Origin of the sequence: Agromyces sp. CCNWLW213 (assembly GCF_037199545.1) — a bacterium.
Taxonomy (GTDB): domain Bacteria; phylum Actinomycetota; class Actinomycetes; order Actinomycetales; family Microbacteriaceae; genus Agromyces.
Genome location: NZ_JBBBDX010000002.1, coordinates 181,852 through 204,564, shown reverse-complemented (window position 1 = coordinate 204,564; position 22,713 = coordinate 181,852). Strand labels below are relative to the sequence as shown.

General features: G+C 73.2%; 18 protein-coding genes. 4 read left to right on the top strand and 14 right to left on the bottom strand.

Annotation, left to right across the window (positions count from 1 at the left end; all coding sequences use genetic code 11):
* Positions 1 to 24: 24 nt before the first annotated feature.
* The 9 genes from WBQ80_RS05235 to WBQ80_RS05195 all read right to left on the bottom strand — a co-directional run bounded on the left by WBQ80_RS05235 (position 25) and on the right by WBQ80_RS05195 (position 9,659).
* Complete coding sequence (locus WBQ80_RS05235; protein ID WP_336573004.1) at positions 25 to 1,317, bottom strand: nucleotide sugar dehydrogenase; 1,293 nt, start codon at positions 1,315 to 1,317, stop codon at positions 25 to 27.
* 32 nt (positions 1,318 to 1,349) lie between these two features.
* Positions 1,350 to 3,347, bottom strand: a complete 1,998-nt coding sequence (locus tag WBQ80_RS05230) for a DUF6541 family protein (protein ID WP_336573005.1) — start codon at positions 3,345 to 3,347, stop codon at positions 1,350 to 1,352.
* Between the two features lie 19 nt (positions 3,348 to 3,366).
* Entirely contained in the window at positions 3,367 to 4,557 is a 1,191-nt protein-coding gene (glf, locus tag WBQ80_RS05225) for a UDP-galactopyranose mutase (protein WP_336573006.1), read from the bottom strand.
* An 86-nt stretch (positions 4,558 to 4,643) separates the two neighbouring features.
* On the bottom strand, positions 4,644 to 5,816 hold the full coding sequence (locus WBQ80_RS05220; protein WP_336573007.1) for a glycosyltransferase family 4 protein: 1,173 nt from the start codon (positions 5,814 to 5,816) through the stop codon (positions 4,644 to 4,646).
* Positions 5,817 to 5,819: 3 nt separating this feature from the next.
* Positions 5,820 to 6,815: a Gfo/Idh/MocA family protein gene (locus WBQ80_RS05215; protein WP_336573008.1), complete on the bottom strand. Its 996-nt coding sequence runs from the start codon at positions 6,813 to 6,815 to the stop codon at positions 5,820 to 5,822.
* A complete protein-coding gene (locus WBQ80_RS05210) occupies positions 6,815 to 7,903 on the bottom strand; it encodes a DegT/DnrJ/EryC1/StrS family aminotransferase (protein WP_336573009.1) in 1,089 nt (362 codons plus the stop codon). The genes WBQ80_RS05215 and WBQ80_RS05210 overlap by 1 nt, the downstream gene beginning before the upstream one ends.
* Positions 7,900 to 8,496, bottom strand: coding sequence for an acyltransferase (locus tag WBQ80_RS05205; RefSeq protein ID WP_336573010.1), 597 nt, complete (start codon positions 8,494 to 8,496; stop codon positions 7,900 to 7,902). Before WBQ80_RS05205 ends, WBQ80_RS05210 begins: the two co-directional genes overlap by 4 nt.
* Before the next feature lie 42 nt (positions 8,497 to 8,538).
* Positions 8,539 to 8,925, bottom strand: coding sequence for a DUF2304 domain-containing protein (locus WBQ80_RS05200; protein WP_336573011.1), 387 nt, complete (start codon positions 8,923 to 8,925; stop codon positions 8,539 to 8,541).
* On the bottom strand, positions 8,922 to 9,659 hold the full coding sequence (locus WBQ80_RS05195; protein WP_336573012.1) for a glycosyltransferase family 2 protein: 738 nt from the start codon (positions 9,657 to 9,659) through the stop codon (positions 8,922 to 8,924). Before WBQ80_RS05195 ends, WBQ80_RS05200 begins: the two co-directional genes overlap by 4 nt.
* Before the next feature lie 128 nt (positions 9,660 to 9,787).
* Between WBQ80_RS05195 and WBQ80_RS05190 the strand changes: the two genes are divergently transcribed.
* The gene (locus WBQ80_RS05190; RefSeq protein WP_336573013.1) at positions 9,788 to 11,566 is read left to right on the top strand and encodes an ABC transporter ATP-binding protein; all 1,779 of its coding nucleotides are present in this window, start codon (positions 9,788 to 9,790) and stop codon (positions 11,564 to 11,566) included.
* Between the two features lie 7 nt (positions 11,567 to 11,573).
* Positions 11,574 to 12,758 (top strand): glycosyltransferase family protein, encoded by a 1,185-nt coding sequence (locus WBQ80_RS05185; protein WP_336573014.1) that lies wholly within the window; start codon positions 11,574 to 11,576, stop codon positions 12,756 to 12,758.
* Between the two features lie 59 nt (positions 12,759 to 12,817).
* Here WBQ80_RS05185 and WBQ80_RS05180 read toward each other — a convergent pair whose 3' ends face one another.
* The 4 genes from WBQ80_RS05180 to WBQ80_RS05165 form a co-directional block, all read right to left on the bottom strand.
* A complete protein-coding gene (locus tag WBQ80_RS05180) occupies positions 12,818 to 14,737 on the bottom strand; it encodes a glycosyltransferase (protein WP_336573015.1) in 1,920 nt (639 codons plus the stop codon).
* 45 nt (positions 14,738 to 14,782) lie between these two features.
* Positions 14,783 to 16,012, bottom strand: coding sequence for a lipopolysaccharide biosynthesis protein (locus WBQ80_RS05175; RefSeq protein WP_337282478.1), 1,230 nt, complete (start codon positions 16,010 to 16,012; stop codon positions 14,783 to 14,785).
* A gap of 67 nt (positions 16,013 to 16,079) precedes the next feature.
* Positions 16,080 to 17,354 carry an O-antigen ligase family protein gene (locus WBQ80_RS05170; RefSeq protein WP_336572871.1) on the bottom strand — a complete coding sequence of 425 codons (1,275 nt, stop codon included), beginning with the start codon at positions 17,352 to 17,354 and terminating at the stop codon, positions 16,080 to 16,082.
* On the bottom strand, positions 17,351 to 18,715 hold the full coding sequence (locus WBQ80_RS05165) for an O-antigen ligase family protein (RefSeq protein WP_336572872.1): 1,365 nt from the start codon (positions 18,713 to 18,715) through the stop codon (positions 17,351 to 17,353). Before WBQ80_RS05165 ends, WBQ80_RS05170 begins: the two co-directional genes overlap by 4 nt.
* Before the next feature lie 74 nt (positions 18,716 to 18,789).
* Between WBQ80_RS05165 and WBQ80_RS05160 the strand changes: the two genes are divergently transcribed.
* Entirely contained in the window at positions 18,790 to 20,091 is a 1,302-nt protein-coding gene (locus tag WBQ80_RS05160) for a UDP-glucose dehydrogenase family protein (RefSeq protein WP_336572873.1), read from the top strand.
* A gap of 49 nt (positions 20,092 to 20,140) precedes the next feature.
* Here WBQ80_RS05160 and WBQ80_RS05155 read toward each other — a convergent pair whose 3' ends face one another.
* Positions 20,141 to 21,319: an acyl-CoA dehydrogenase family protein gene (locus tag WBQ80_RS05155; protein ID WP_336572874.1), complete on the bottom strand. Its 1,179-nt coding sequence runs from the start codon at positions 21,317 to 21,319 to the stop codon at positions 20,141 to 20,143.
* A gap of 106 nt (positions 21,320 to 21,425) precedes the next feature.
* On the opposite strand from WBQ80_RS05155, the gene manA reads away from it, so the two are divergent.
* Positions 21,426 to 22,673, top strand: coding sequence for a mannose-6-phosphate isomerase, class I (gene manA, locus WBQ80_RS05150; RefSeq protein WP_336572875.1), 1,248 nt, complete (start codon positions 21,426 to 21,428; stop codon positions 22,671 to 22,673).
* Positions 22,674 to 22,713: the final 40 nt, after the last annotated feature.

The following is a 22,713-nucleotide window of genomic DNA, read 5'->3' as shown; positions in this document are numbered from 1 at the left end:
GCCGGCCCCGCGGCATCCGCTCGGTCAGGCCCGGCCGATCACGCGGTAGACCACGTCGTCGCCCCAGGCCTCGGGGCTGCTCACGCGACGCCCGTCGATGAACGCGCGGATGCCGGGCAGGTCGGCCGGTGCGAGGGAGCGGTACTCGGCGTGGTCCGCCTGCACGATCGCGGCGTCGATCGGCTCGCCGAGGTGGTAGGGCGCGAAGCCGAGACGGGCGAGCTCGTCATCCGCGTACAGCGGGTCGTGCACGAGCACCTCGGCGCCGCGGCGCTTCAGCGACTCGACCGTGTCGAACACGCCAGAGAACGCGGTCTCCTTGACGCCGCCGCGATAGGCGGCCCCGAGCACCGCGACGCGCACGCCGGAGAGGTCGCCGAGCGCGCCCTCGAGCATGCCGACCGCGTAGTCGGGCATGTCGAGGTTCGCCTCGCGGGCCGCACGCACCACGGTCGCCTCCGGGTCGTTCCAGAGGTAGAGGCGCGGGTAGACGGGGATGCAGTGGCCGCCGACCGCGATGCCCGGCTGGTGGATGTGGCTGTAGGGCTGCGAGTTCGACGCCTCGATGACCTTGTAGACGTCGATGCCCGACTTCTGGGCGAACCGGGCGAACTGGTTCGCGAGGCCGATGTTGACGTCGCGGTACGTCGTCTCGGCGAGCTTGGCCAGCTCGGACGCCTCGGCCGAGCCGAGGTCCCACACGCCGTTCGGGCGGGGCAGGTCGGCGCGCTCGTCGAAGTCGAGCACCGCCTCGTAGAACTCGACCGCGCGCTGCGCGCCCGCATCGGACAGGCCGCCGACGAGCTTCGGGTACTTCCGGAGGTCTTCGAAGACCCGGCCGGTGAGCACGCGCTCGGGCGAGAAGACCAGGTGGAAGTCGCGGCCCTCGACGAGGCCCGACGACTCCTCGAGCATCGGCTTCCAGCGCGTGCGCGTGGTGCCGACGGGGAGCGTGGTCTCGTAGGCCACCAGGGTGCCCGGCGTGAGGTGCCCGCCGAGGGAACGCGTCGCGGCATCCATCCACCCGAAGTCGGGGCGGGCGTCGGCGTCGACGAACAGGGGCACCACGAGCACGACCGCGTCGGCGCCCGGGATGGCGTCGGCGTAGTCCGTCGTGGCCCGAAGGCGCCCGGCGGGGACGAGCTCGGAGAGCTGCTCCTGCAGGTGCGCCTCACCGGGGAACGGCTCGACCCCGGCGTTCACGAGTTCGACGGTCCGGGGATTGACGTCGACGCCGACGACGTCGTGGCCCTTCGACGCGAACTGGACGGCCAGCGGCAGCCCGATCTTGCCCAGGGCGATGACGGCGATCTTCACGTGGTGCTCTCCTTCTCAGGTGTGCGACGGGCTCAGCAGCCCGTCACCTCGTACAGTCTCGCGTCGCCCCGCTCGGCCAGCAATGTGAGGCCCTCGGGGTCGCGCGGCAGGTCGGTGAGGCCCGGGTACAGCTCGGCGCGCGCGTCGCCCGTGAACAGCATGCGCGCGTCCGAGTCGATGACGTGGGTCACGCCGAGTTCGGCCGCGGCGGCGCAGGCCTCCGGGGTGGCGTCGGCCAGGCCCTCGGCGATGGCGCGGTGGGACTCCGGGTAGGCGCCGCCGACGTGGGGGAACAGCGCCCGTCGGCCGGTGTACGCGTAGACGAGGGCGCTGCCGTTCCAGGGGTTGCCGGCGATCACGGCGTCCTCCGGGACGAGTTCGGCGACGTCGCCGAAGAGGGCGACCTCGTCGGGGTTCACCGACGGGCTCCACGGGGCGAGGCGATACGCGCCGGCGAGGTTGCCGTCGATGCTCTGGACCGCGCCGAACTGCGTGCCGACCACGGCGAGGGCGGCGACGAGCGAGAGCACCGTGACGCGGAGTCCCGCTGAGGGCTCGGTGCCGCGACGTCGTGCGGCATCGTCGAGCAAAGCCCCGACGCGATCGAGCACCAGCACCAGGCCGACCACCGCGAGGGGGACCGCGACCACCGGGCCGAGCGCGGCGAGCCGGAACGCGTCGTTGTACCAGAGCCCGGTGATCGCCGTCCGCAGGGCTCCCTCGGGCCAGCCGTTCGCGAACGCGAACATCACCGCGGCGAGCAGCCACGACGCCACGAGCCAGACCGGGGTCCGGCGCCAGAGGAGCCCGGCCACGACGCCGATGCCGACGAGGAGCGTCACGACCCAGCCGACCGTGATGTCGAGCGGGCTGTTGCGCAGCGCCTCGGCGAGCGAGAGGTAGAAGGGCCGCACCGAGGGCCATCCGTTGTCGCCGGTCTGGAACCGGGTCCAGATGAAGGCCTCGACCGCGAACAGCGCGACGGTGCCGGCGACCACGAGCACCCGGCGGGACGCGCCCGCGGCGTGGCGGACCGCGCGCACCGCGGCAGCGACGACGAGCGGGGCGCTCAGGACGAAGATCGAGAACAGCGCGTTCGGGTGCGCGAGGGTGGCGGCACCCGTGGCCATGGCGGCCGCGACCGCCCACCCCGCCGGCGCCAGTCCGGCGTCCAGGCGGGCCGGCGGCGCTCCGGCGTCGTCCCCGCGGCTCGTGCCGTCGAGGCGGCGCGCGCCGCCGCGGAGCAGGCCGGCGAGGGCCCCCAGGGCGATCGGCACGAGCGCGATCGCGAGCGAGTTCGGGTAGAGCACCCCGTACCACGCGAGGAGGTACGGGAACGCGGCGAAGCCGGCGCTGAGCGCGCCCGCGAGCGCGAGCACCACCGGACGCGAGCCGAAGAGGAGGCGCACGAGGAACACGCACGCCACCGGCCAGGCGAAGGCGGCGACGACCAGCTCGAGGGAGTTCGCGGCGACCACCGGATCCGAGCCTGCGGCGGGCATCATGAGCGCCGCGAAGGCGTGCCACGTGGTCGGGTAGAAGCCCGACGACGAGCCCGGGGTGGTCATCGTCATGTGGAGCGGCGAGGCGTCCCCGGTGTCGACGATCCAGCGGATCGCGTTCACGTGGAACACCGCGTCGTACGTCTGCGACGGGTTCCGGGGCGAGCCCATGCCGGGCAGGAGCGTCGACAGGATGAGCGCGGCGCCCGCGACGAGGCCGCCGGCGGTGGGCAGCAGGTCGGACCAGCGACCCGCGTCGGGGGAGTCCGCGCGGCGCGTCCACCTGCGGAGGGCGAACGCCCCGAGGCCGGCGAGCACCGCCCCGATCCCCACGGGCAGCAGGCTCCAGTCGAGCCCGGCCAGCGGCGCGGCGAGGCCGGCGATGCCGACGACGCCCACGGACGCGGCGACCGCGACGCCCAGGAAGGCCACGCCGCGCATGCCGAGGAGCAGGGCGAACGGTGCGCCGGGGACCACGAAGAGCGCGATCGCGACGGCGACCGCGGGAAGGGCCTCGAACCAGGTCATCGGTGGCGGCGGCGCGGGATCAGGCCTCGCCGTCGCCGGACTCGAGCGGGCCGGAGCCCTCGAGGAACGGACGGAGGCGGTTGTCGAACATGGTGAGCGCGGAGCCGATCGCCATGTGCATGTCGAGGTACTTGTACGTGCCGAGCCGGCCGCCGAAGAGCACGTCGCGCTCCTGCGTGGCGAGCGTGCGGTACTTCAGGAGCCGCTCGCGGTCGTCCGCGGTGTTCACGGGGTAGTACGGCTCGTCGCCCTGCTCGGCGAACCGCGAGTACTCGCGCATGATCACGGTGCGGTCGGTCGGGTACCAATCGCGCTCGGGGTGGAAGTGGCGGAATTCGTGGATCCGCGTGAACGGCACGTCGGCGTCGGGGTAGTTCATGACGCTCGTGCCCTGGAAGTCGCCGGTCGGGAGGACCTCCTGCTCGAAGTCCAGCGTGCGCCACTGCAGCGCGCCCTCGGCGTAGTCGAAGTACCGGTCGACGGGGCCGGTGTAGACGATCGGCAGCCGCCCCACGGCGGCGCCCTTCGAGAACGGCTGCGTCTCGTCGAAGAAGTCGGTGTCGAGCCGGACCTCGATGTTCGGGTGGTCGGCCATGCGCTCGAGCCACGCCGTGTACCCGTCGGTGGGCAGGCCCTCGTACGTGTCGTTGAAGTAGCGGTTGTCGTACGTGTACCGCACGGGCAGGCGCGAGATGACCTCGGCGGGCAGCTCGCTCGGGTCGGTCTGCCACTGCTTGGCCGTGTAGTGCTTGATGAACGCCTCGTACAGCGGGCGGCCGATGAGCTGGATGCCCTTGTCGTTGAGGTTCTGCGGGTCGGTGCCGGCCAGCTCGCCGGCCTGCTCGCGGATGAGCTCGCGCGCCGCGTCCGGCCCGTGGGCCGACCGGAAGAACTGGTTGATCGTGCCGAGGTTGATCGGCATCGGGAACACCTCGCCGCGGTGCTGGGTGTACACCCGGTGCACGTAGTCGGTGAAGGTCGTGAAGCGGTTGACGTACTCCCACACGCGCTCGTTGGAGGTGTGGAACAGGTGCGCGCCGTACCGGTGGACCTCGATGCCCGTTTGCGCCTCGTCCTCGCTGTAGGCGTTGCCGCCGATGTGGGGCCGGCGGTCGATGACGGTCACTCGGAGGCCGAGTTCGCGGGCCGCGCGGTCGGCGATGGTGAGGCCGAAGAAGCCGGATCCGACGACGAGCAGGTCTGTGTTCACGGGGTGGGGGTTCCTCTCGGGACGACGATCAAGCGTACTCGACGGCACATCCGGGCTTGCCGGGAGCCGGTCGCGGATGCCACGGCTCAGCGGCTCGCTGCCAGGACGGCATCGGCGGCCGCCGTGCCGACGGCGTCGAGCGACGCGTTCGCCTGCACCCAGCCGGAGCGTCCGGCCCGCCCGGCGTCGGTCTCGCCCGAGCGCCACGCGTCGATCGCCCGGATCATGGCCTCGGCCGCCGCCTCCGGGGTGAACGCGACCGCCTCGCCGAGGCCGTGGTCGCGCACGAGCGCGGCGCCGCTGCCGGTGCCGGCGAAGATGACCGGCGCACCGCACGCCGCCGCGGCGTACGTCTTGGTGGGGCGCGCGAAGTCGTAGCCGATGCCGGGCACGATGCTCACGAGCGCGGCGGCGGCGCCGCGGATCCACTGCGCCGCCTCGGCCGGGGGCACGACCCCGCCGAGGACGATCCGGTCTCCTCCGACGCGCGCCGCCTCGGCGCGGATGGCGGGCTCCGACGCGCCCTGGCCGAAGAAGCGCAGGCGGGCGTCGGGGTGCCGCTCGAGCACGGCGGGCATGGCCCTCGCGAACAGCTCGGCGCCCTGCCACTCCGACATGGTGCCCGTGTAGACGAGGTACGGGCCGCCGTCGTCGGCCGCGGGACCGTCGGGCGAGAAGAGGCCCGTGTCGACGCCGTTGCCCACCGTCGCGATGCGCTCGCGCCGGGCGCCGAGCTCGACGAGCCGGTCGGTGACCTCGTCGGAGATCGACAGGACGCTCGCCGCGCGCCGCAGCACCGCACCCTCGACCGCGCGCATCATCCGCACGACGATGCCGGGCGCGCCCATCGAGATGACGCCGTCGGTCCAGACGTCGGCCGCGTAGTAGGCGAACGGCGTGCGCCGCAGCGCGCTCACGATCGAGACGACGAGCCCGGTCGTCGGTGGCGCCTCGGCGACCGCGACGTCGTAGCGGGCGAACAGCAGCCGGAAGAGCAGCGGGATGTCGAAGCTGAGGTACTGCACGTAGCCGCGCACGTTCCCGCCGCGATCGCGCAGCACCGGCACGCGCGAGACCTCGAGCCCCGGCTCCTCGACGCGCATGGCCGGGGCGGTCTTCGGCGGGGTCGTGGTGACGACCCGCACGCGGCACCCGCGACGGACGAAGCCGCGGGCGAGTGCGCGCAGGCGGAACGCGCCGGCGCTCACCTCGGGCGCGAACAGGCGCGAGGCGATGAGGACCCGGGGAGCGTCCGCCATCGATCAGTCGACGGGCAGGGTCTGGGCGACCCCCGTGAGCGCGGACTCGACGACCGCCTCCGCGACGCGCAGGGTCGTGAGGCCCTCGCGCATCGTGACGGTGTGGTTCGACCTGCCGAGGATGGCGTCGCGGAACGCCTCGTGCTCCGAGCGGAGCGGCTCGCGCTTGGTGAGCGCGTACCGGATCATCGATCCCTCGGAGACCCCGCGGAACGCCGCGACGGACTCCCACTCGGTGGTCTGCGTGCCGTTCTCGTAGAACGTCAGGTCGGCGCTCACCGTGTCGGCGACGAAGGCGCCGCGCTCGCCGGTCACGACCGTGATCCGCTCCTTCATGGGCGAGAGCCAGTTCACGAGGTGGTTCGTGATCGCGCCGCTCGCGAGCTGCCCGGTCGCGGACACCATGTCCTCGTGGGGGCGGCCGCTGCGCGTGGTCGTCCGCGCGGCGATGTTCGTGTACGCCGACTGCGCGAGCCAGGCCGTCAGGTCGATGTCGTGCGTGCCGAGGTCCTTGACCACGCCCACATCGGCGATGCGCGCGGGGAACGGGCCCTGCCGGCGGGTGGCGATCTGGTACAGGTCGCCGAGTTCGCCCTCCTCGAGACGGCGCCGCAGGTCTTGCAGGGCCGGGTTGTAGCGCTCGATGTGGCCGACGGCGCCGACGAGGCCGGCCTGCTCGAACGCGGCGGCCACGCGCTCGCCGGCCGCGCTGTCGCTCGCGATGGGCTTCTCGACGAGCGTGTGCACGCCCGCGGCGGCGAGCTCGAGCGCCACGGCCTCGTGGTAGCCGGTGGGCACCGCGACGACGGCGGCGTCGATGCCCTCCTCGATGAGCGCCGCGACCGACTCGAGCACGGGCAGACCGCCGGCGACCCCGTGCGGGTCGCCCTGCGCGTCGGCGACGGCGACCAGGCGCACGCCCTCGAGCTCGCGCGTGACGCGCACGTGGTGGCGCCCCATCATGCCGAGGCCGATGACGCCGATGCGGATCTCCGCCATCACGCACCCGCCTTCGCGAGCGCGTTCACCGCGGTGACGATGCGCTCGAGGTCGGCGTCGGACAGCGAGGGGTGCACGGGCAGCGACAGGGCCTCCCGCGCCGCGCGCTCGGTCTCGGGCAGGTCGAGGTCGAGGCCGAACGACGGGAGACGGTGGTTCGGGATCGGGTAGTACACGCCCGACCCGATCCGGTACTGCTCGCGCAGCGCCGTGGCGAATCCGTCGCGGTCCTCGGGGACGCGGATCGTGTACTGGTGGTACACGTGCTCGGCGCCCTCGGCGACCGGCGGGACCACGACGCCCTCGATGTTCGCGTCGAGGAAGGCGGCGTTGCGCCGACGGGTCTCGGTCCAGCCGAGCACCTTGGTGAGCTGCACCCGGCCGATGGCGGCGTGGATGTTGGTCATGCGGGCGTTGAAGCCCACCACCTCGTTCTCGTACTGCTTCTCCATGCCCTGGTTGCGCAGGAGCCGCAGCATCCGCTCGACGCCCGCGTCGCCGGTCGAGACCATGCCGCCCTCGCCGCTCGTCATGTTCTTGGTGGGGTAGAGGCTGAACATCGCGAACCGGCCGAACGTGCCCACCTTGCGGCCGCCGAGGCTCGCGCCGTGCGCCTGCGCGGCGTCCTCGTAGAGCGCGAGTCCGTGCTTCGCGGCGAGCTCCTCGAACGCGGTCATGTTCGCGGGATGCCCGTACAGGTGCACGGGCATGATGCCGACGGTGCGCTCGGTGATGCGGGACTCGACGTCCGCCGGGTCGAGGCAGAAGTGGTTCGGCTCGATGTCGGCGAACACGGGCGTGGCGCCGGTGAGCGCGACCGAGTTGGCGGTCGCGGCGAACGTGAACGAGGGCACGATGACCTCGTCGCCGGGACCCACGCCGGATGCGAGGAGGCCCAGGTGCTGGCCGGCGGTGCCGGAGTTCACGGCGACGACGGCGCGGCCGTCGAGCAGCACGTCGGAGAACTCCTGCTCGAAGGTGGCCACCTCGGCGCCCTGCGCCAGCATGCCGGAGGCGAGGACCGCGTCGACCGCGGCCCGCTCCTCGTCGCCGACGATCGGCTTCGCGGCGGGGATGAACTCGGTCATGACTGCTCCTCCCGCAGGATCCCTGCGTCTTCGATGTAGCGCTCGCCCGTCTCCGGGCACACCCATGCGTCGCCCTGCTGCTCGAGCGGCACGCCGGCGCGCCCGACCCAGCGGATGCGACGGGCCGGGACGCCCGCGACGAGCGCGAAGTCCGGTACGTCCTTGGTGACGACCGCGCCTGCGGCGACCGTGGCCCAGCGGCCGATCGTGACCGGCGCCACGCACACGGCGCGTGCGCCGATCGAGGCGCCGTCGCGGATCGTGACGCCGACGGGGGTCCAGTCGTGGGCGCTCTTCAGCGACCCGTCCGGGCTGATCGCCCGCGGGTACGTGTCGTTCGTCAGGACGACCGCCGGGCCGATGAACACGCCGCGGCCGAGTTCGGCCGGCTCGTAGACGAGCGCGTAGTTCTGCACCTTGCAGTTGTCGCCCAGCACGACGCCGCTGCCGATGTAGGCGCCGCGGCCGACGATGCAGTTCTCGCCGAGGCGGGCGTCCTCGCGGACCTGCGCGAGGTGCCAGACCTTGCTGCCGTCGCCGATGACGGCGTCGTCTGAGACGTCCGCGCTCGCAGCGATCGTAGTCACGGGCATGTCCTTTCCGGCACGGCGCCCGGAGGTGGGCGCGGGCCGCGATCAGTCGGGGGAGTCGGTCTCGGCGTCGTCGGGTCGTGACGCCCGTTCGAGGCGGTCCAACTTTACCTGCTGGAGCGCGACCTCCTCGGCGAGGGTCCGCGTGCGGTCCTCGAGGTCGGTCAGTTCACCCGCGTGCTGCAGGCTCACGAGGAACAGGATGACGATGCTGACGAAGAACACGAGGTTCGACGGGACCCCGACGTTCAGCAGGTCGGCGGCCCAGGTGAGCAGGCTCGGGAACAGGCCGACGAGGAGCGCGCCGAGCGCGGCGATGAACCACCAGACGGCGTGCCGTTCGCGCAGGCGACGTCGGCGGAGCAGCTCGACGACGGCCGCGAACGCGATCAGCGCGGCGACGACGCCGAGGAGGTACGTGCCCGTGCTCATCGGCTGCCTCCGGTCTCGGGGATGACCACGCGCGGGCGCAGCAGGGCGAACCCGAGCGCGACGAACGCCCGGACGAGGTACACCGCCGCCTTGACGGGGTGGTGCGAGGGGGCGCCGCCCTGCCTCGGGCGCATCGCGACCGGCACCTGCCGGATGCGCAGTCCCGCCCGAGCGGCGATGACGAGCGCCTCGACGGTGTCGCCGAGGTACTCGGCCGGATAGTGCTCGGCGAAGAGCGCGATGGCCCGCGGCCCGTTGGCCTTGAAGCCGCTCGTGGTGTCGGTCAGCCTCGTGCGGCTGATGCCGCTGATCACGCGCGACAGCACGAGCATCGCCCAGCGGCGGGGGCCGCGGGCCGTGTACTCGCCCTTGCCGGCGAACCGGGCGCCGATGGCGATGTCGCAGTCGTCGAGCGCGGCGATGAGCTCGGGCACCTCGGCCGGGTCGTGCTGGCCGTCGGCGTCGAGCTGGACGACCGTGCGGAAGCCCTCCGACCTGGCGTACCGGAAGCCCGCGCGCATCGCGCCGCCGACGCCGAGGTTGTAGGGCAGGCGGAGCACGGTGGCGCCGGCGGCCGCCGCGCGGTCGGCCGTGGCATCCGTCGAGCCGTCGTCGACGACGAGGCAGGGCACGCCCGGCATCGCGCGCTGGATCTCGCCCAGCACGGCTCCGACCGAGGCCTCCTCATTGAACGCGGGCAGCACGATGAGCGTGCCCTGGGGCCTCGGAAGCATGAAGGGATCGTATCAGCGGCGTCGCCGCCCGCCGGGGACGCCGACGCGGACGGCGGCCGACTCAGCGGGCATGCATCGCCGGTGTGGGAGGATGACCCCCGCGACACGTGAGAGGAGAATCTGGTTCCGTGAAGCTCATCTGGCGGACCTTGCGCCGCCTGCTGCCCATCCTGCCCCCCGAGGAGCGCGCCTTCCTCTGGTGGTTCGTGGTCCTCTCCAGCGCCCTCGCCCTGCTCGACATCCTCGCCCTCGGCATCCTCGCGCTGTCGCTCGGGTCGATGGTGCAGTCGGCCCCGATCAACCTCCCCGGCATCGGCGAGGTCGGCATCGACGGGTACGCCTGGGTGCTGCTCGCCGTGTCGCTGCTGATCATCCTCAAGTCCGGCCTCAACGTGCTCCTGCAGTGGGTCGCGACCCGCAAGTTCGCGCAGTACGAGCTCGCCGTCGGCGACCGGTTGTTCGACGCGTACATCCGCGCCCCGTGGGTCGAGCGCATCACCCGGAGCACGTCGCAGCTCGTGCGCCTCGTCGACGTGGGCGTCGCGACGACCACCTCGGGCTTCCTGCTCCCGGTCATCACGCTGCCCTCGCTCATCACGACGTTCATCGCCGTGCTCGTGGTCGTGCTCGTCGCCGCCCCGCTCACCGCGCTCATCACCGTCGTCTACCTCGGCGCGATCGGGCTCCTGCTCTACCGCTGGGTCTCGCGCAGGGCCGTGCAGGCCGGCCGGGTCAACCGCGACTACTCCATCCGCGCCGCCTCGATCATGACCGACATGGTCAACGCGCTGAAGGAGATCACGCTCCGCAACAAGGCGGCCGAGGTCGCCGCGAACGTGCACCGCAACCGCATCTCGTCGACGCGGGCGCGCGCGAACCTGTACTTCCTCGGCGGCGTGCCGAAGTTCGTGCTCGACGGCGCGCTCGTCGGCGGCTTCGTGATCGTCGGCGGCGCCGCCTACCTCGTCGGCGGGTTGTCCGAGGCGATCGCCGCGGTCGCGCTGTTCGGCGTCGCGGGCTTCCGCATCGTGCCGTCGATCATCTCCTTCCAGGGCCTGCTCACGAACGCGCAGGCGAACGCCCCGCACGTCGAGATGGTCGTCGCCGACGTCGAGGACGCGCAGGAGCACCTCCGCCGGGCCGAGGAGATCGGCCACGAGCCGCTCCGCGGCGAGCCCGAGCGACTCGTGCTGAACGATGTCGCCTTCAGCTACCCCGGTGCCGAGCGGCCGGCCGTCCAGGGCATCGACCTCGACATCCCGATGGGGTCGACGCTCGGGCTCGTCGGCCCGTCCGGCGCGGGCAAGTCGACCGTCGTCGACATCCTGCTCGGCCTCATCTCGCCGTCGCAGGGCACCATCGAGGTCGACGGGATGCCGCTCGAGCGCGTGCTCGCGGCGTGGCGCGACCGCGTCGGCTACGTGCCGCAGCAGGTGGCGCTGTTCAACGGCACGGTCGCCCAGAACGTGGCCCTCTCGTGGGAGGGCGAGATCGACTACGACAAGGTGCGGCGGGCGCTCGAGCGCGCGCAGCTCTGGCCGGCCATCGAGTCGCGCCCGGGCGGCATGGACTCGCGCATCGGCGACGCCGGCATCTCGCTCTCCGGCGGGCAGCGCCAGCGGCTCGGCATCGCGCGCGCGCTCTACAGCGAGCCGCTCGTCCTCGTGCTCGACGAGGCCACGAGCGCGCTCGACACGAAGACCGAGGCGGATGTCGCACAGGCCATCCGCGCGCTCGAGGGCAAGGTGACCGTGGTCTCGGTCGCGCACCGGCTCTCGACCGTGCGCGACAACGACCTGCTGTGCTACCTCGACGACGGCCGGATCGTCGCGCAGGGCACGTTCGCCGAGCTGGTCTCGCGGGTCCCCGAGTTCAAGGTGCAGGCCGCCCTCGCCGGCCTGACGTGACCCGGCGATGACGCCCCCGTCGCTCGCCGCGCGCGCTCGCGCGGTCCTGCCCGCCGGCGTCGTGCGCGGGCTCGACCGGGCGATCTCGACCGTGCCCGACCTGCGCCGCCCGCCCGCTCCGCTGCGGCCGCCGGAGGGACGGCGACGCCTGCTCGTGGCACCCGCCAACTTCGCCGGACAGGGATGGGCCTGGGCCCGCGCGGCCGAGCGGATCGACGGCGTCGGCGCGCGCAACATGACCTACCGCGGTGCGGCGGGCTTCGGGTTCCCGAGCGACTACGCGGTCGACACGCGCACCTTCCTGCGTTCCCGCGCCTGGCAGCGGAGCTGGTTCGACACGGTCGCGAGCGGGTTCACCCACGTGCTCGTCGAAGCCGAGCTGCCCGTCTTCGGGCGGATGTTCCGCGGCGACGTCGTGCGCGAGGTCGCCGCCCTGCGCGACGCGGGCGTGCACGTCGCGATGGTCGCGCACGGCTCCGACGTCCGCCTGCCGAGCCGCCATCGCGCGAACGAGCCCGACTCGCCGTTCCGACCCGGCGGGTACGAGGGCACCGAGCAGCTCGAGCGGTCGGTCCGCCGCAACCTCGAGGTGCTCGAGCGCGTGGCGGCGCCCGTCCTCGTCTCGACGCCGGACCTCGTCGCCGACGTCCCCGGCGGCACGTGGCTGCCCGTCGTCGTCGCCGAGCGGTGGCTCGCCCCGCAGCCGGCCCCGCTGCTCGCCGACGAGCGGCCGCTCGTGGTCCACATCCCCAGCCGGGCGGGGCTCAAGGGGAGCGCGGCGATCGAGCCCGCCCTGCGCCGGCTCGACGCCGAGGGCGTCGTGCGCTACGAGCGGCACGAGGGCGTCGCGGCCGACGCGATGCCCGACCTGTACCGGCGTGCCGACGTCGTGCTCGAGCAGTTCGCCATCGGCTCGTACGGGGTCGCGGCGTGCGAGGCGCTCGCCGCGGGCCGCATCGTGGTCGGCCACGTCCGCGACGAGGTGCGCGACCACGTGCGCCGCGAGGGCGGCGCCGGCGAGCTGCCCATCGTCCAGTCTCGCGCGTCGGAGCTCGAGCGCGTGCTCCGCGACCTGGTGGCGGACCGCGCCCGGGCGCGGTCCATCGCGGCCGAGGGGCCGCGGTTCGTGCGCGCGGTCCACGACGGCCGCCGCTCGGCGGAGGTGCTCGCGACGGCGTTCCTCGACCGCTGACGCGACGTTGACCGCTGGCGCGGCCGCGACCGCTGACCCGGAGTCGACCGCCGCGACGCTCAGCCCTCGAACGTGCGGCGCCAGGCCTCCGGGGACGTGATCTGCGGCAGCGCCTCGCGGTACTGCGCCGAGAGCTCCGGCCAGCGGCGCTTCAGCTCGCGGTGCAGCCGGCGGCTCTGCCGCACGAGGCGGCGGAACGTGCGCGGGTCGCGCGTGTAGCGGACCTTGCCCGTGCCGTCGGCCGTGGAGACCAGCGCGCTGTCGTAGACCGGCAGCCGGAACCAGGTCGCGTCGCGCTTGGCGAGCTCGACCTGCGGCGCGGCGATGTTGCGCGGCTGCGGCTTCGTGAACCACTGGCGCGCCACCATCCGGGCCGTGAAGAGCACGAGCGGGATGCCGCGGGGGCCCTTGGCGGGCTTGCCGTCGGGACCGAGCGGGAAGACCTTCTTTCCCTCGACGGTCGCGGGGACCTCCTCCTCGGTCTTCAGCACGGTCTTCTCCGGGAACCGCTTCGCCTCGGCGCGGAGCTCGCCGAGGATGCTGCCGAGCTCGGCCTGCATGTGCTCCGGTCCGCGCAGGATGTCCTTCAGGGCGCGGTGCCGGAGCGTGACCGGGTAGTACTGCATCGAGAGCAGGTGCCGCAGGTCCCAGCGCCAGCTGTCCTCCGCCAGCTGCCCGCCGCCCTCGTGCGGCGAGTGGAGCAGTGCCGCGACGAACCGGTTGCGGGCGTGGAAGTAGGCCTGCCAGTCGATCGAGTCGTCCTTGTCGAGCCACGACACGTGCCACAGCGCGGCGCCCGGCAGGGTCACGGTCGGGAACCCGTGCGCCCGGGCGCGAAGGCAGTACTCGGCGTCGTCCCACTTGATGAACGCGGGCAGGGCGAGGCCCGCCTCGCGCAGCGTCGCCGTGGGGATGAGGCAGAACCACCAGCCGTTGTAGTCGGTGTCCATGCGCGCGTGCATCCAGCGGGTCTGCCGGAGGTTGCTGAACCGGAAGTCGTGCGGCACCTCGTCGTGCGGCTGCGCGTGCCACATGAACGGGCCGAGGTCCATCGACTCGGCGAACGCGTGCATGACCGGGCGGTCGAGGAGGTCGAACATGTGCCCGCCGACGAGCACGGGCTGGGTCGCATAGCGCGCGAAGCGCACGGACCGGGCGATGCTCTCGGGCTCGATCGTCACGTCGTCGTCGAGCAGGATCACGTACTCGCTCGAACCCGCCTCGAGCGTCTCGAGCATCGAGCGCGCGAAGCCGCCGGAGCCGCCGAGGTTCGCCTGCTCGATGACCTCGAGCCGGTCTCCCATGCGCTCGGCGATGCCGGGGTACTCCTCACGGGCGCTCACGAGCTGCGTGCCCTGGTCGACGACGTAGACGCGGTCGAGCACCTCGCCGACCGAGGCGTCGCTCGCGAGGGCCTCGAGCGTGCGCACGCAGTAGTCGGGCTTGTTCATCGTCGTGATGCCGATCGACGCGCGGCCGTCGCGCACGGCGGCCACGTCGGTCTCCCACGCGGCGTCGCTCAGGACGACGTCGCCTCGCCCGGCCACGATGTCGAACCAGTACCAGCCGCCGTCGCCGAACGTCGTGACGGGCAGGTCGACGTGCACGGTGCCGCCCTCGCCCGAGAACGACTCGGATGCCACGCGCTGGGGCACGCCCTGTGCGGTCGAGCGGTACACCAGGAGCGTGCCGGAACCGCTGAGCGCGGCGCGCAGCCGGATGCGGTCGACGACGGTCCAGTGCTGCCAGTACGACGCCGGGAACGCGTTGAAGTAGCCGGCGAACGACATCCGCTCGCCGGACGCCACGCGGAACCGGTCGCGGCCCAGCACGTCGTCGATGTGGGCGCGGTCGCTCACGCGCACCTCGCGCGTGCCGAAGCGCGCCCACACGTCGGCGTCGACGTACAGGGGCAGGACGTCGGGGTCGCCGTCCTGCGGGAAGACGACGCGCTGCAGCTCGGTCCAGGTCGAGGTCACTGGTTGCTCTCCGGGGAAGTCGTTGGGGCCGACGACGGCCGGCCGCTACGAGCCTACCGTCACCGCGGGTCGGAGGCGCGGCGCGAGCTTCCAGAGCTGGACTCCGAGCACCGCCATCTCGGCGGCCGCGAGCCCCCACGCGACGCCCGGCGCGCCGATGAGCAGCAGCAGCGGCACCATGAGCGCCGTGCCCACGATCGCGCCCGCGATGGTGCTCGTCGACAGCACGCGCGACATCCCGAGCGCGGTGAGGCACGCGAACCCGGTGAGCTGGGAGGCGAGGATGGCGGCGAGGTTGACCCCCATCGGGACGGCGAGGTCCCAGCCGATCTCGAGCTCGCCGCCCGAGAGGACTCCGCCGGCCCACGGCGAGAGCAGCGCGTACGCGAGTCCGCCGAGCACTCCCAGCGCCAGCGCGACGCCGGTCACCCTGCGGGCGCGGGCGGCGAGTGCCGCCGGATCGGGATGCGGCACCCAGCCCTGGGCCACCTGCACGATCGGCCGCGTCGCGTACAGTGCCAGCCGCACCATCCGCTCGGCCAGTGCGTACACGGCGGTGGCCGCGGGCACGAACAGCTCGACGAGCACGATGGGCACGTTGACGTACACCGACGAGGTCGCCGACATCGCGACCGTATGGCCCTGGCCGCGCAGGTTCCGCACGGCGCGGACGGGGGAGAGCGTCATCCGCCACCCGGGGTGCCGTCGCAGGATGTCGACGGTGCAGATCAGCGCGGAGACCACGACGCCCGCCAGCTGCAGGCCGGCGAACCAGACCGCGTCGCCCGTCGCGACGACCGCGGCCGCGCCCGCGAGGGTCCCGATGAGGCGCGGCGCGGTGTCGAGCACCAGGAACCGGATGGGACTGCGCTCGCCGACGTAGAACCAGCCCGCGCCCAGCGCGACCAGGATGCCGCTGACGGTCGTGAGCGCGGCGAGCAGCGGCTGGGCCGGCGTGATGGCGATCGCGACGACGACCGCGACGGGCACGACCACGAGGCTCAGCCACGTGCGGCTGAGGACCGAATCGGCGAAGTACCGGCCGCGCTCCTCGACGGGGCGGGAGGCGACCTCGGTCGGGCCGACCACGCCCCACCCGTACACCGCGAGGACGAACGCGAACCCCGAGACCGCCTGGGCGACGGCGATCGTCGCCCACGACTCGGTGCCCGCGGCGATGATCACCGCGGGGATGACGAGCAGGCTCACGATGCCGCTGAGCACGACCGAGAGGCCGTAGCCGCCCAGCGCGCGCGCGATCACGCCCCTGCGCATGCGGTCCTCCTCACCGTCCGGGCGGCGCGCCCGTCGGCGTGCGCTGGATCCGCCCCATTCTGCCGCATCAGAGCGACGGCTCGGGCCCGCGCGCGGCCATCAGGGCGTCGCGCCAGCTCATGTCGCGCGCCGCCTTGACCGCGCACACGACGAGGAGCATCCAGCCGCCCTCCTGCAGGGCGAAGCTCTCCGCGAAGCTCGTCACGGCGATCGCGACGAGCACGAGTGCGGGCCACAGGTAGACCACGCTGCGGCGGTTCGACGCGAGCAGCCAGGAGCGCACGAGCGCGACGCCGACGAGCGCGGCGAAGAGCAGCATGCCGATCACGCCGACCTGGAAGTAGGCGTCGATCCAGGCGCTGAGCGCCGAGCCGAGGTCGCGGCCGATCGCGCGCTCGATCCAGACGTACGGGGCCGAATCCGGCCAGCGGCCCATCCAGCCCCAGCCCTGGAGGGGATTCGCGGCGAGGTAGCGCGACACCTCCCGCCACACGTCGAGGCGCACGTCGAACTCGCCGCGCGCGTCGAGCAGCTCGATGATCCGGATGCGCAGCACCCACGCCGTCACGAGCGCGGCGACGGCCGCCACGAGCAGGCCGAGCTGCCAGCGCCACCGCGTCGCGGCCGGCACGCGCCGCAGCCCGTACAGCGCGGCGAGCGCGATGAGCGACGCGCCGAGCGCGATGAACGTGACGGGGGACCCGGCGAGCACGAGGCACAGCGCGGCGAGCGCGACCGAGGCGATGGCGCGCGGGCGCTGCACGCTCTTCGTGCGCCATTCGATGATGAACGTGAGCAGGGCGATGAGGGCGACGAAGCCGAGCATGTTCCGCGAGCCGAACAGGCCCTGGATGGGCCCGAGCGCGGCGATGTCGCCCTGGATGCCGAGGAACGCGATCGGCAGGTCGAGGAGGATGCCCGAGAGCACCTCGAGCGCGATCGAGACGCCGAGCAGCACTCGGAACACGTCGCCGAAGGCTCGCACGATCTGGATCGTGTCGCGCATGAGCGCGGTGTACAGGCCGAGCACCCCGAACGCGACCAGGTAGGCCACGCGCAGCACCGTCGCGTAGGGCGCCTCGCTCCAGATGACGGATGCCGCGGCCCAGCCGACGAACACCAGGATCGTGAGCGGCAGGATGCCGTACCACTCGACGGCGCGCCAGCGGGCGACGAGCGAGAACCCGCACAGCACGAGGAGGCCCGCGAGGGCGGCGAGGAGCCCGGGCCAGCCGATCATGGCGCGCACCGCATGGGTCGAGAACGCGAGCCCGATCGCGATGAGGGTGAGCGCCTGAGCGAAGCGCGCCGACCCGGCGAACTCGCGCAGCGCGGACCTCACGGACGCACCTGCGGTCTCGCGAAGCGGCGCGGCGACCGCGTGGGCTCCATCGGCGGCAGGGGATCGGGCGACCACTGGCGCTGCTTGGTGCCCCACGCGATCGCGATGAGCAGGAGCCAGCCCGACTCGATGAGGATCCGGCTCTCGGCGAGGGACTGGCCGATGAGCGCGACGAGGGCCAGCAGGGGGATGAGCGAGGCGGCCGAGTACGGCACCCGCGCCCCCCGGTCGTCCATGGGCGGGTCGACGGCGAGGAACCACGACCGCCAGAGCGCGCCCGCCACGACCGAGCCGAACGCGACGAGCCCGAGCACGCCGAGCTGCATCCACACGTCGAGCCAGGCGTTGTGGGCCTGAAGGTACTCGACGCCCTTGCGGACCGCGAGCCCGTCGAACGGCTCGACCCAGGGCACCCAGTACCCCACGTACCCCCAGCCGAACCACGGCCGCTCGGTGGCCAGGCCGATGACGCTCTCCCAGATGTCGAGCCGGCCGGTGAGGTCCTCGCCCTTGCCGAACAGCTCGAGCAGCGCGTTCCACGACACCGCGAGCAGCGCGACGGAGGCCGCGAGCACCGCCGCCGCGGCCGCGTAGACCCGTCGTCGCCGTTCCGGCCCGACGCGTCGCGCCCAGAGCGCGAAGGCGAGCGCGACCGCGACGACCACGGCGACGAGGATCACGGTGGCGGAGCGCGTGAGGACGAAGACGAGGCCGGCCACGACGAGCCATCCGATGCCCTGGACCCGTCGCATGCCGCCGCTCGCGAGCAGCGCGCCGAACAGGACGATCGCGAGCAGTGCGGCCATGGCGAGCAGGTTCCGGCTCGCGACGATCCCCTCGATGGGCCCGCCCTCGAACAGCAGGGCGCGCGACCAGTAGAAGGCCATCGGGATCGACTCCGCGTCGGGATCGAAGTCGGGGAAGTTCGGCAGCAGCGGTTCGCGGACGAACAGCGCGACCCACAGCTCGAACAGCAGCGAGAGCGCGAGCAGCCACTTCAGGGCCCCGCCGAGCGCGCGCAGGAAGCCGTCCCAGCCGAGGCTCAGCGCGAGGGAGAGGGCCACGAACGTCGTCACGAGGAGGAGCCCGAGCCCGAGCAGCGTCGCGCCGGGGTAGAACGACCACGCCGTCGACGCCGTCGCGAGGAGCACGAACGCGAGGGTCGACTTCGGCACGCGGCGCCAGCTGAGACGGGGGCGCCGCGAGAGGACGAGCCAGATCGCGCCCACGAGCACGATGGCCACCATGGCGCCGAAGCCCCACCAGCCGAACAGGTTGCGCCAGAACTGGCCCGCGAACGCCGTGAAGAGGGCGAACGTCGCGTACGCGCCCTCGAGCGCGCGGCGTCGTGCGGTGGTCATGGGCTCAAGGCTATCGCGGCGCGTCGGCCCGCCCGTGGGCCAGAATGGGGCGTGGTCCGCGAGAGGAGCCCCCTGTGAAGATCTCGGTCGTCGGATGCGGTTACCTCGGAGCGGTGCACGCCGCGGCGATGGCGAAGCTCGGGCATGACGTCGTGGGCGTCGACATCGACGCCGCCAAGATCGCCACGCTCACGGCCGGCCACGCGCCGTTCTTCGAGCCGGGCCTCGACGAGCTGCTCCGGGAGGGCGTCGGGACGGGGCGCCTGCGGTTCACGACCGACCTCGGCCAGGCGTCGGACGCCGAGGTCCACTTCGTCGCGGTCGGCACCCCGCAGCTGCCGAACGCCGACGGCGCCGACCTGCGCCACGTCGACGCGGCGTTCGACGCGCTCGCACCCGTCGCCGCCCCGGGATCGCTCATCGTCGGCAAGAGCACCGTCCCGGTCGGCACGGCGGCCGACCTCGTCCGTCGCCTGCGCCGGGCCGGATCGGAGGCGCTCGTGGCGTGGAACCCCGAGTTCCTGCGCGAGGGCTTCGCGGTGGCCGACACGCTCACGCCCGACCGGCTCGTGTACGGCGTCGACGACGAGCGGGCGACCGAGCTGCTCGACCGCGTGTACGCCGACATCCTCGAGCGCGGCACGCCCCGGATCGTCACCGACTTCGCCACGGCCGAGCTCGTGAAGACCGCCGCGAACGCGTTCCTCGCCACGAAGATCAGCTTCATCAACGCCATGGCCGAGATCGCCGAGGCCACCGGGGCGGATGTCACGACCCTGGCCGACGCGATCGGCCACGACGCCAGGATCGGCCGGCGATTCCTCAACGCCGGCATCGGCTTCGGCGGGGGCTGCCTGCCCAAGGACATCCGGGCGTTCGCCGCGCGCGCCGAGGAGCTCGGCCGCGCCGAGTCCGTCGCGTTCCTGCGCCAGGTCGACGCGATCAACCTCCGGCGGCGCGAGCGCGCGGTCGACCTCGCCGTCGAGATGCTCGGCGGGTCGGTGTACGAGCGGCGCATCGCCGTGCTCGGGCTGACGTTCAAGCCCGACTCCGACGACACGCGCGACTCGCCGGCCCTCGACGTCGCGGCCCGCCTGCACGGCCTGGGCGCGCGCGTCCGGGCGACCGACCCGCACGGGATCGGGAACGCCCGGCTGCGGCATCCGCAGCTCGACTACGTCGCGAGCGCCGACGAGGCGCTCGACGGGGCCGACCTCGCGCTCCTCGTGACCGAGTGGCGCGAGTACCGCGACCTCGACCCCGCGGCCGTCGCCGCGCGCATGGCGGCGCCGCGCATCATCGACGCGCGCAACGTGCTCGACCCCGTCGCCTGGCGCGCCGCCGGGTTCGCGTACCGCGGGCTCGGCCGGTCGTAGGCGACGGATGCCGCGCGGCATCCGGTCGCACCGGGCCGCGTGCGCCGGCTCAGGCGAATGCGGCCTCGCCCGTGATCGCGCGGCCGACGATGAGCGTGTTCATCTCGCGCGTGCCCTCGTACGAGTACAGCGCCTCGGCGTCGGCGAAGAAACGCGCGACGTCGTAGTCGAGCACGATGCCGTTGCCGCCGCAGACCTCGCGCGCCCACGCGACGGTCTCGCGCATGCGCTCGGTGGCATAGGCCTTCGCGAGGGCCGAGTGCTCGTCGCGCTGCTCGCCGCGATCGAGCATCTCCGACACGCGCACCACCATGCCGAGCGACGCGGTGATGTTGCCGAGGCACTTCACCAGGAGGTCCTGGACGAGCTGGTGGGCGCCGAGCGGCTTGCCGAACTGCGTGCGCTCCCGCGCGTAGCGCACCGCCGCCTCGTACGCGCCGATCGCGGTGCCGACGGCCGACCACGCCACCTCGGCGCGGGTCTGGCGCAGCACGGCCGCGGTGTCGCGGAACGAGTTCGCGTTCTGGAGGCGCAGCGACTCGGGCACGCGGACGTCGGTGAGGGTGATGTCGGCGTTCTGCACGATCCGCAGGCTCACCTTGCCCTCGATCTTCGTCGCCTCGTACCCGGGCGTCGACGTCGGCACGATGAAGCCCTTGACCTGGCCGTCGGCCTCGTCCTTCGCCCAGATGATCGTGATGTCCGAGAAGGTGGCGTTGCCGATCCAGCGCTTCTGCCCGTTCAGCACCCACTCGTCGCCCTCGCGGCGCGCCGTGGTGCGCAGGCCGCGGGCCGAGTCGGAGCCCGAGAGCGGCTCGGTGAGGCCGAAGGCGCCGATGACCTCGCCCGACGCGAGCTTCGGGATCCACTCGCGGCGCTGCTCCGCCGAGCCCGCGACGGCGATCGACCCCGTCGCGAGGCCGTTCTGGACGCCGACGAAGGTGCCGACCGAGGGGTCGACCCGGGCGAGCTCGAGGGCCACGAAGCCGCGGAACACGGCGGAGTTCTCGAACGGCGTCGTCTCCTCCCAGGCGTAGGAGAGCGTCCCGAGCTCGGCGAGGGGCGCGATGACCTGCTCGGGGAACTCCGCGCGCTCCCAGTACCCGTTGACGATGGGCTTCACGTCGCGCTCGAGCCACTCCCGGAGGGCGGCGAGCGCCGCCTTCTCGCGGTCGGTGAGCTGGAATTCGTACGAGTAGAAGTCGCTCGCGAGCGGCTCGAAGGGCATGTCGGCTCCAGGGTGGGTCGTCGGATGCCACGAGCCTAGGCACGGCCCCGGCCGGCCGGTCATCCGTTGGTAGCCTGCTGCCAAACCCGAAAGGACTCCCTCACGCATGTTTGTCGCCATCCGCAACACGCCCCGAGACTATGCGTGGGGATCCCACACGGCGATCGCGGAGTTCCGAGGGACCGAGCCGAGCGGCGCGCCCGAGGCGGAGCTGTGGCTCGGCGCGCATGCGGGCGCGCCCGCGGAGGTGGTCGACGCGGCGTCCGTCGGCGCCGCCGACCTCGCGGAGCTCATCGCGGCGAACCCGACGGCGGCGCTCGGGCCCGCGCTGGCCCGCGAGGGCGCGCGCCTGCCCTTCCTGCTCAAGGTGCTCGCCGCGGCGCGCCCGCTGTCGCTGCAGGCGCACCCGACGCCCGAGCGCGCTCGCGCGGGCTTCGCCGAGGAGGAGGCGGAGGGCGTCCCGATCGACGCGTTCGACCGCAACTACCGCGACCCGTTCCACAAGCCCGAGCTCGTGGTCGCCCTGAGCGAGCGCTTCGAGGCGCTCTCCGGATTCCGGCCGATCGACGAGGTCCGCGGCGTGCTCGCGGTGCTGCGCGCCGCGGATGCCGCGAGCGACGAGCCGCAGCCCGGCGCGCTCGACCTGCTCGAGGCGCGCCTCGCGGCCGACGAACCCCTCCGCGAGGCGGTCGAGTGGCTGCTGCTGGACGGACGCGGGGGCGACACCGGCGAGGCGGCCTGGGTCGTCGAGCGCGTGACCGCGCTCGCGTCGTCGCCCGTCGCGCCGGCGTCGCCGTACGCCGCGTCGTTCCGCACCGTGTCCGACCTCGCGGCCGAGTACCCGGGCGACCCGGGCATCGTGATCTCGCTCCTGCTGAATCGCGTCACCCTGCGCCGCGGCGAGGCGCTGTTCCTCGCGGCGGGCAACATCCACGCCTATCTGTCGGGTCTCGCGGTCGAGCTCATGGCCGCGAGCGACAACGTGCTCCGCGGCGGCCTCACCCCGAAGCACATCGACGTGCCCGAGCTCCTCGCGGTGCTCGACTTCCGAGCGATCGAGCCGCCCCGGCTCCCGGCCCTCGAGGTCTCGCCGGGCGTCGTGGAGTACCGCCCGCCGGTGCCCGACTTCACGCTCTACCGGGTCGAGTCGGGGCCGGATGCCGCGCGGCTCGCCCTCGCCGGGCCGGCGATCGTGCTCGCCGAGGGCGGCGATGCCGAGGTGTCGGGCGCGTCGGGCCGCGCGCGCGTCCCGCGCGGACAGGCGCTCTTCGCGTCGCCCGACGAGGGCGTGCTCGCGATCGCCGCCGATGCCGTCGCCTGGGTCGCGACGACCGCTCGCCCCGCCGCCGGCTGACCCCCGGATCCGGGACGGAGCGGCCCCGTCCATGGATCGC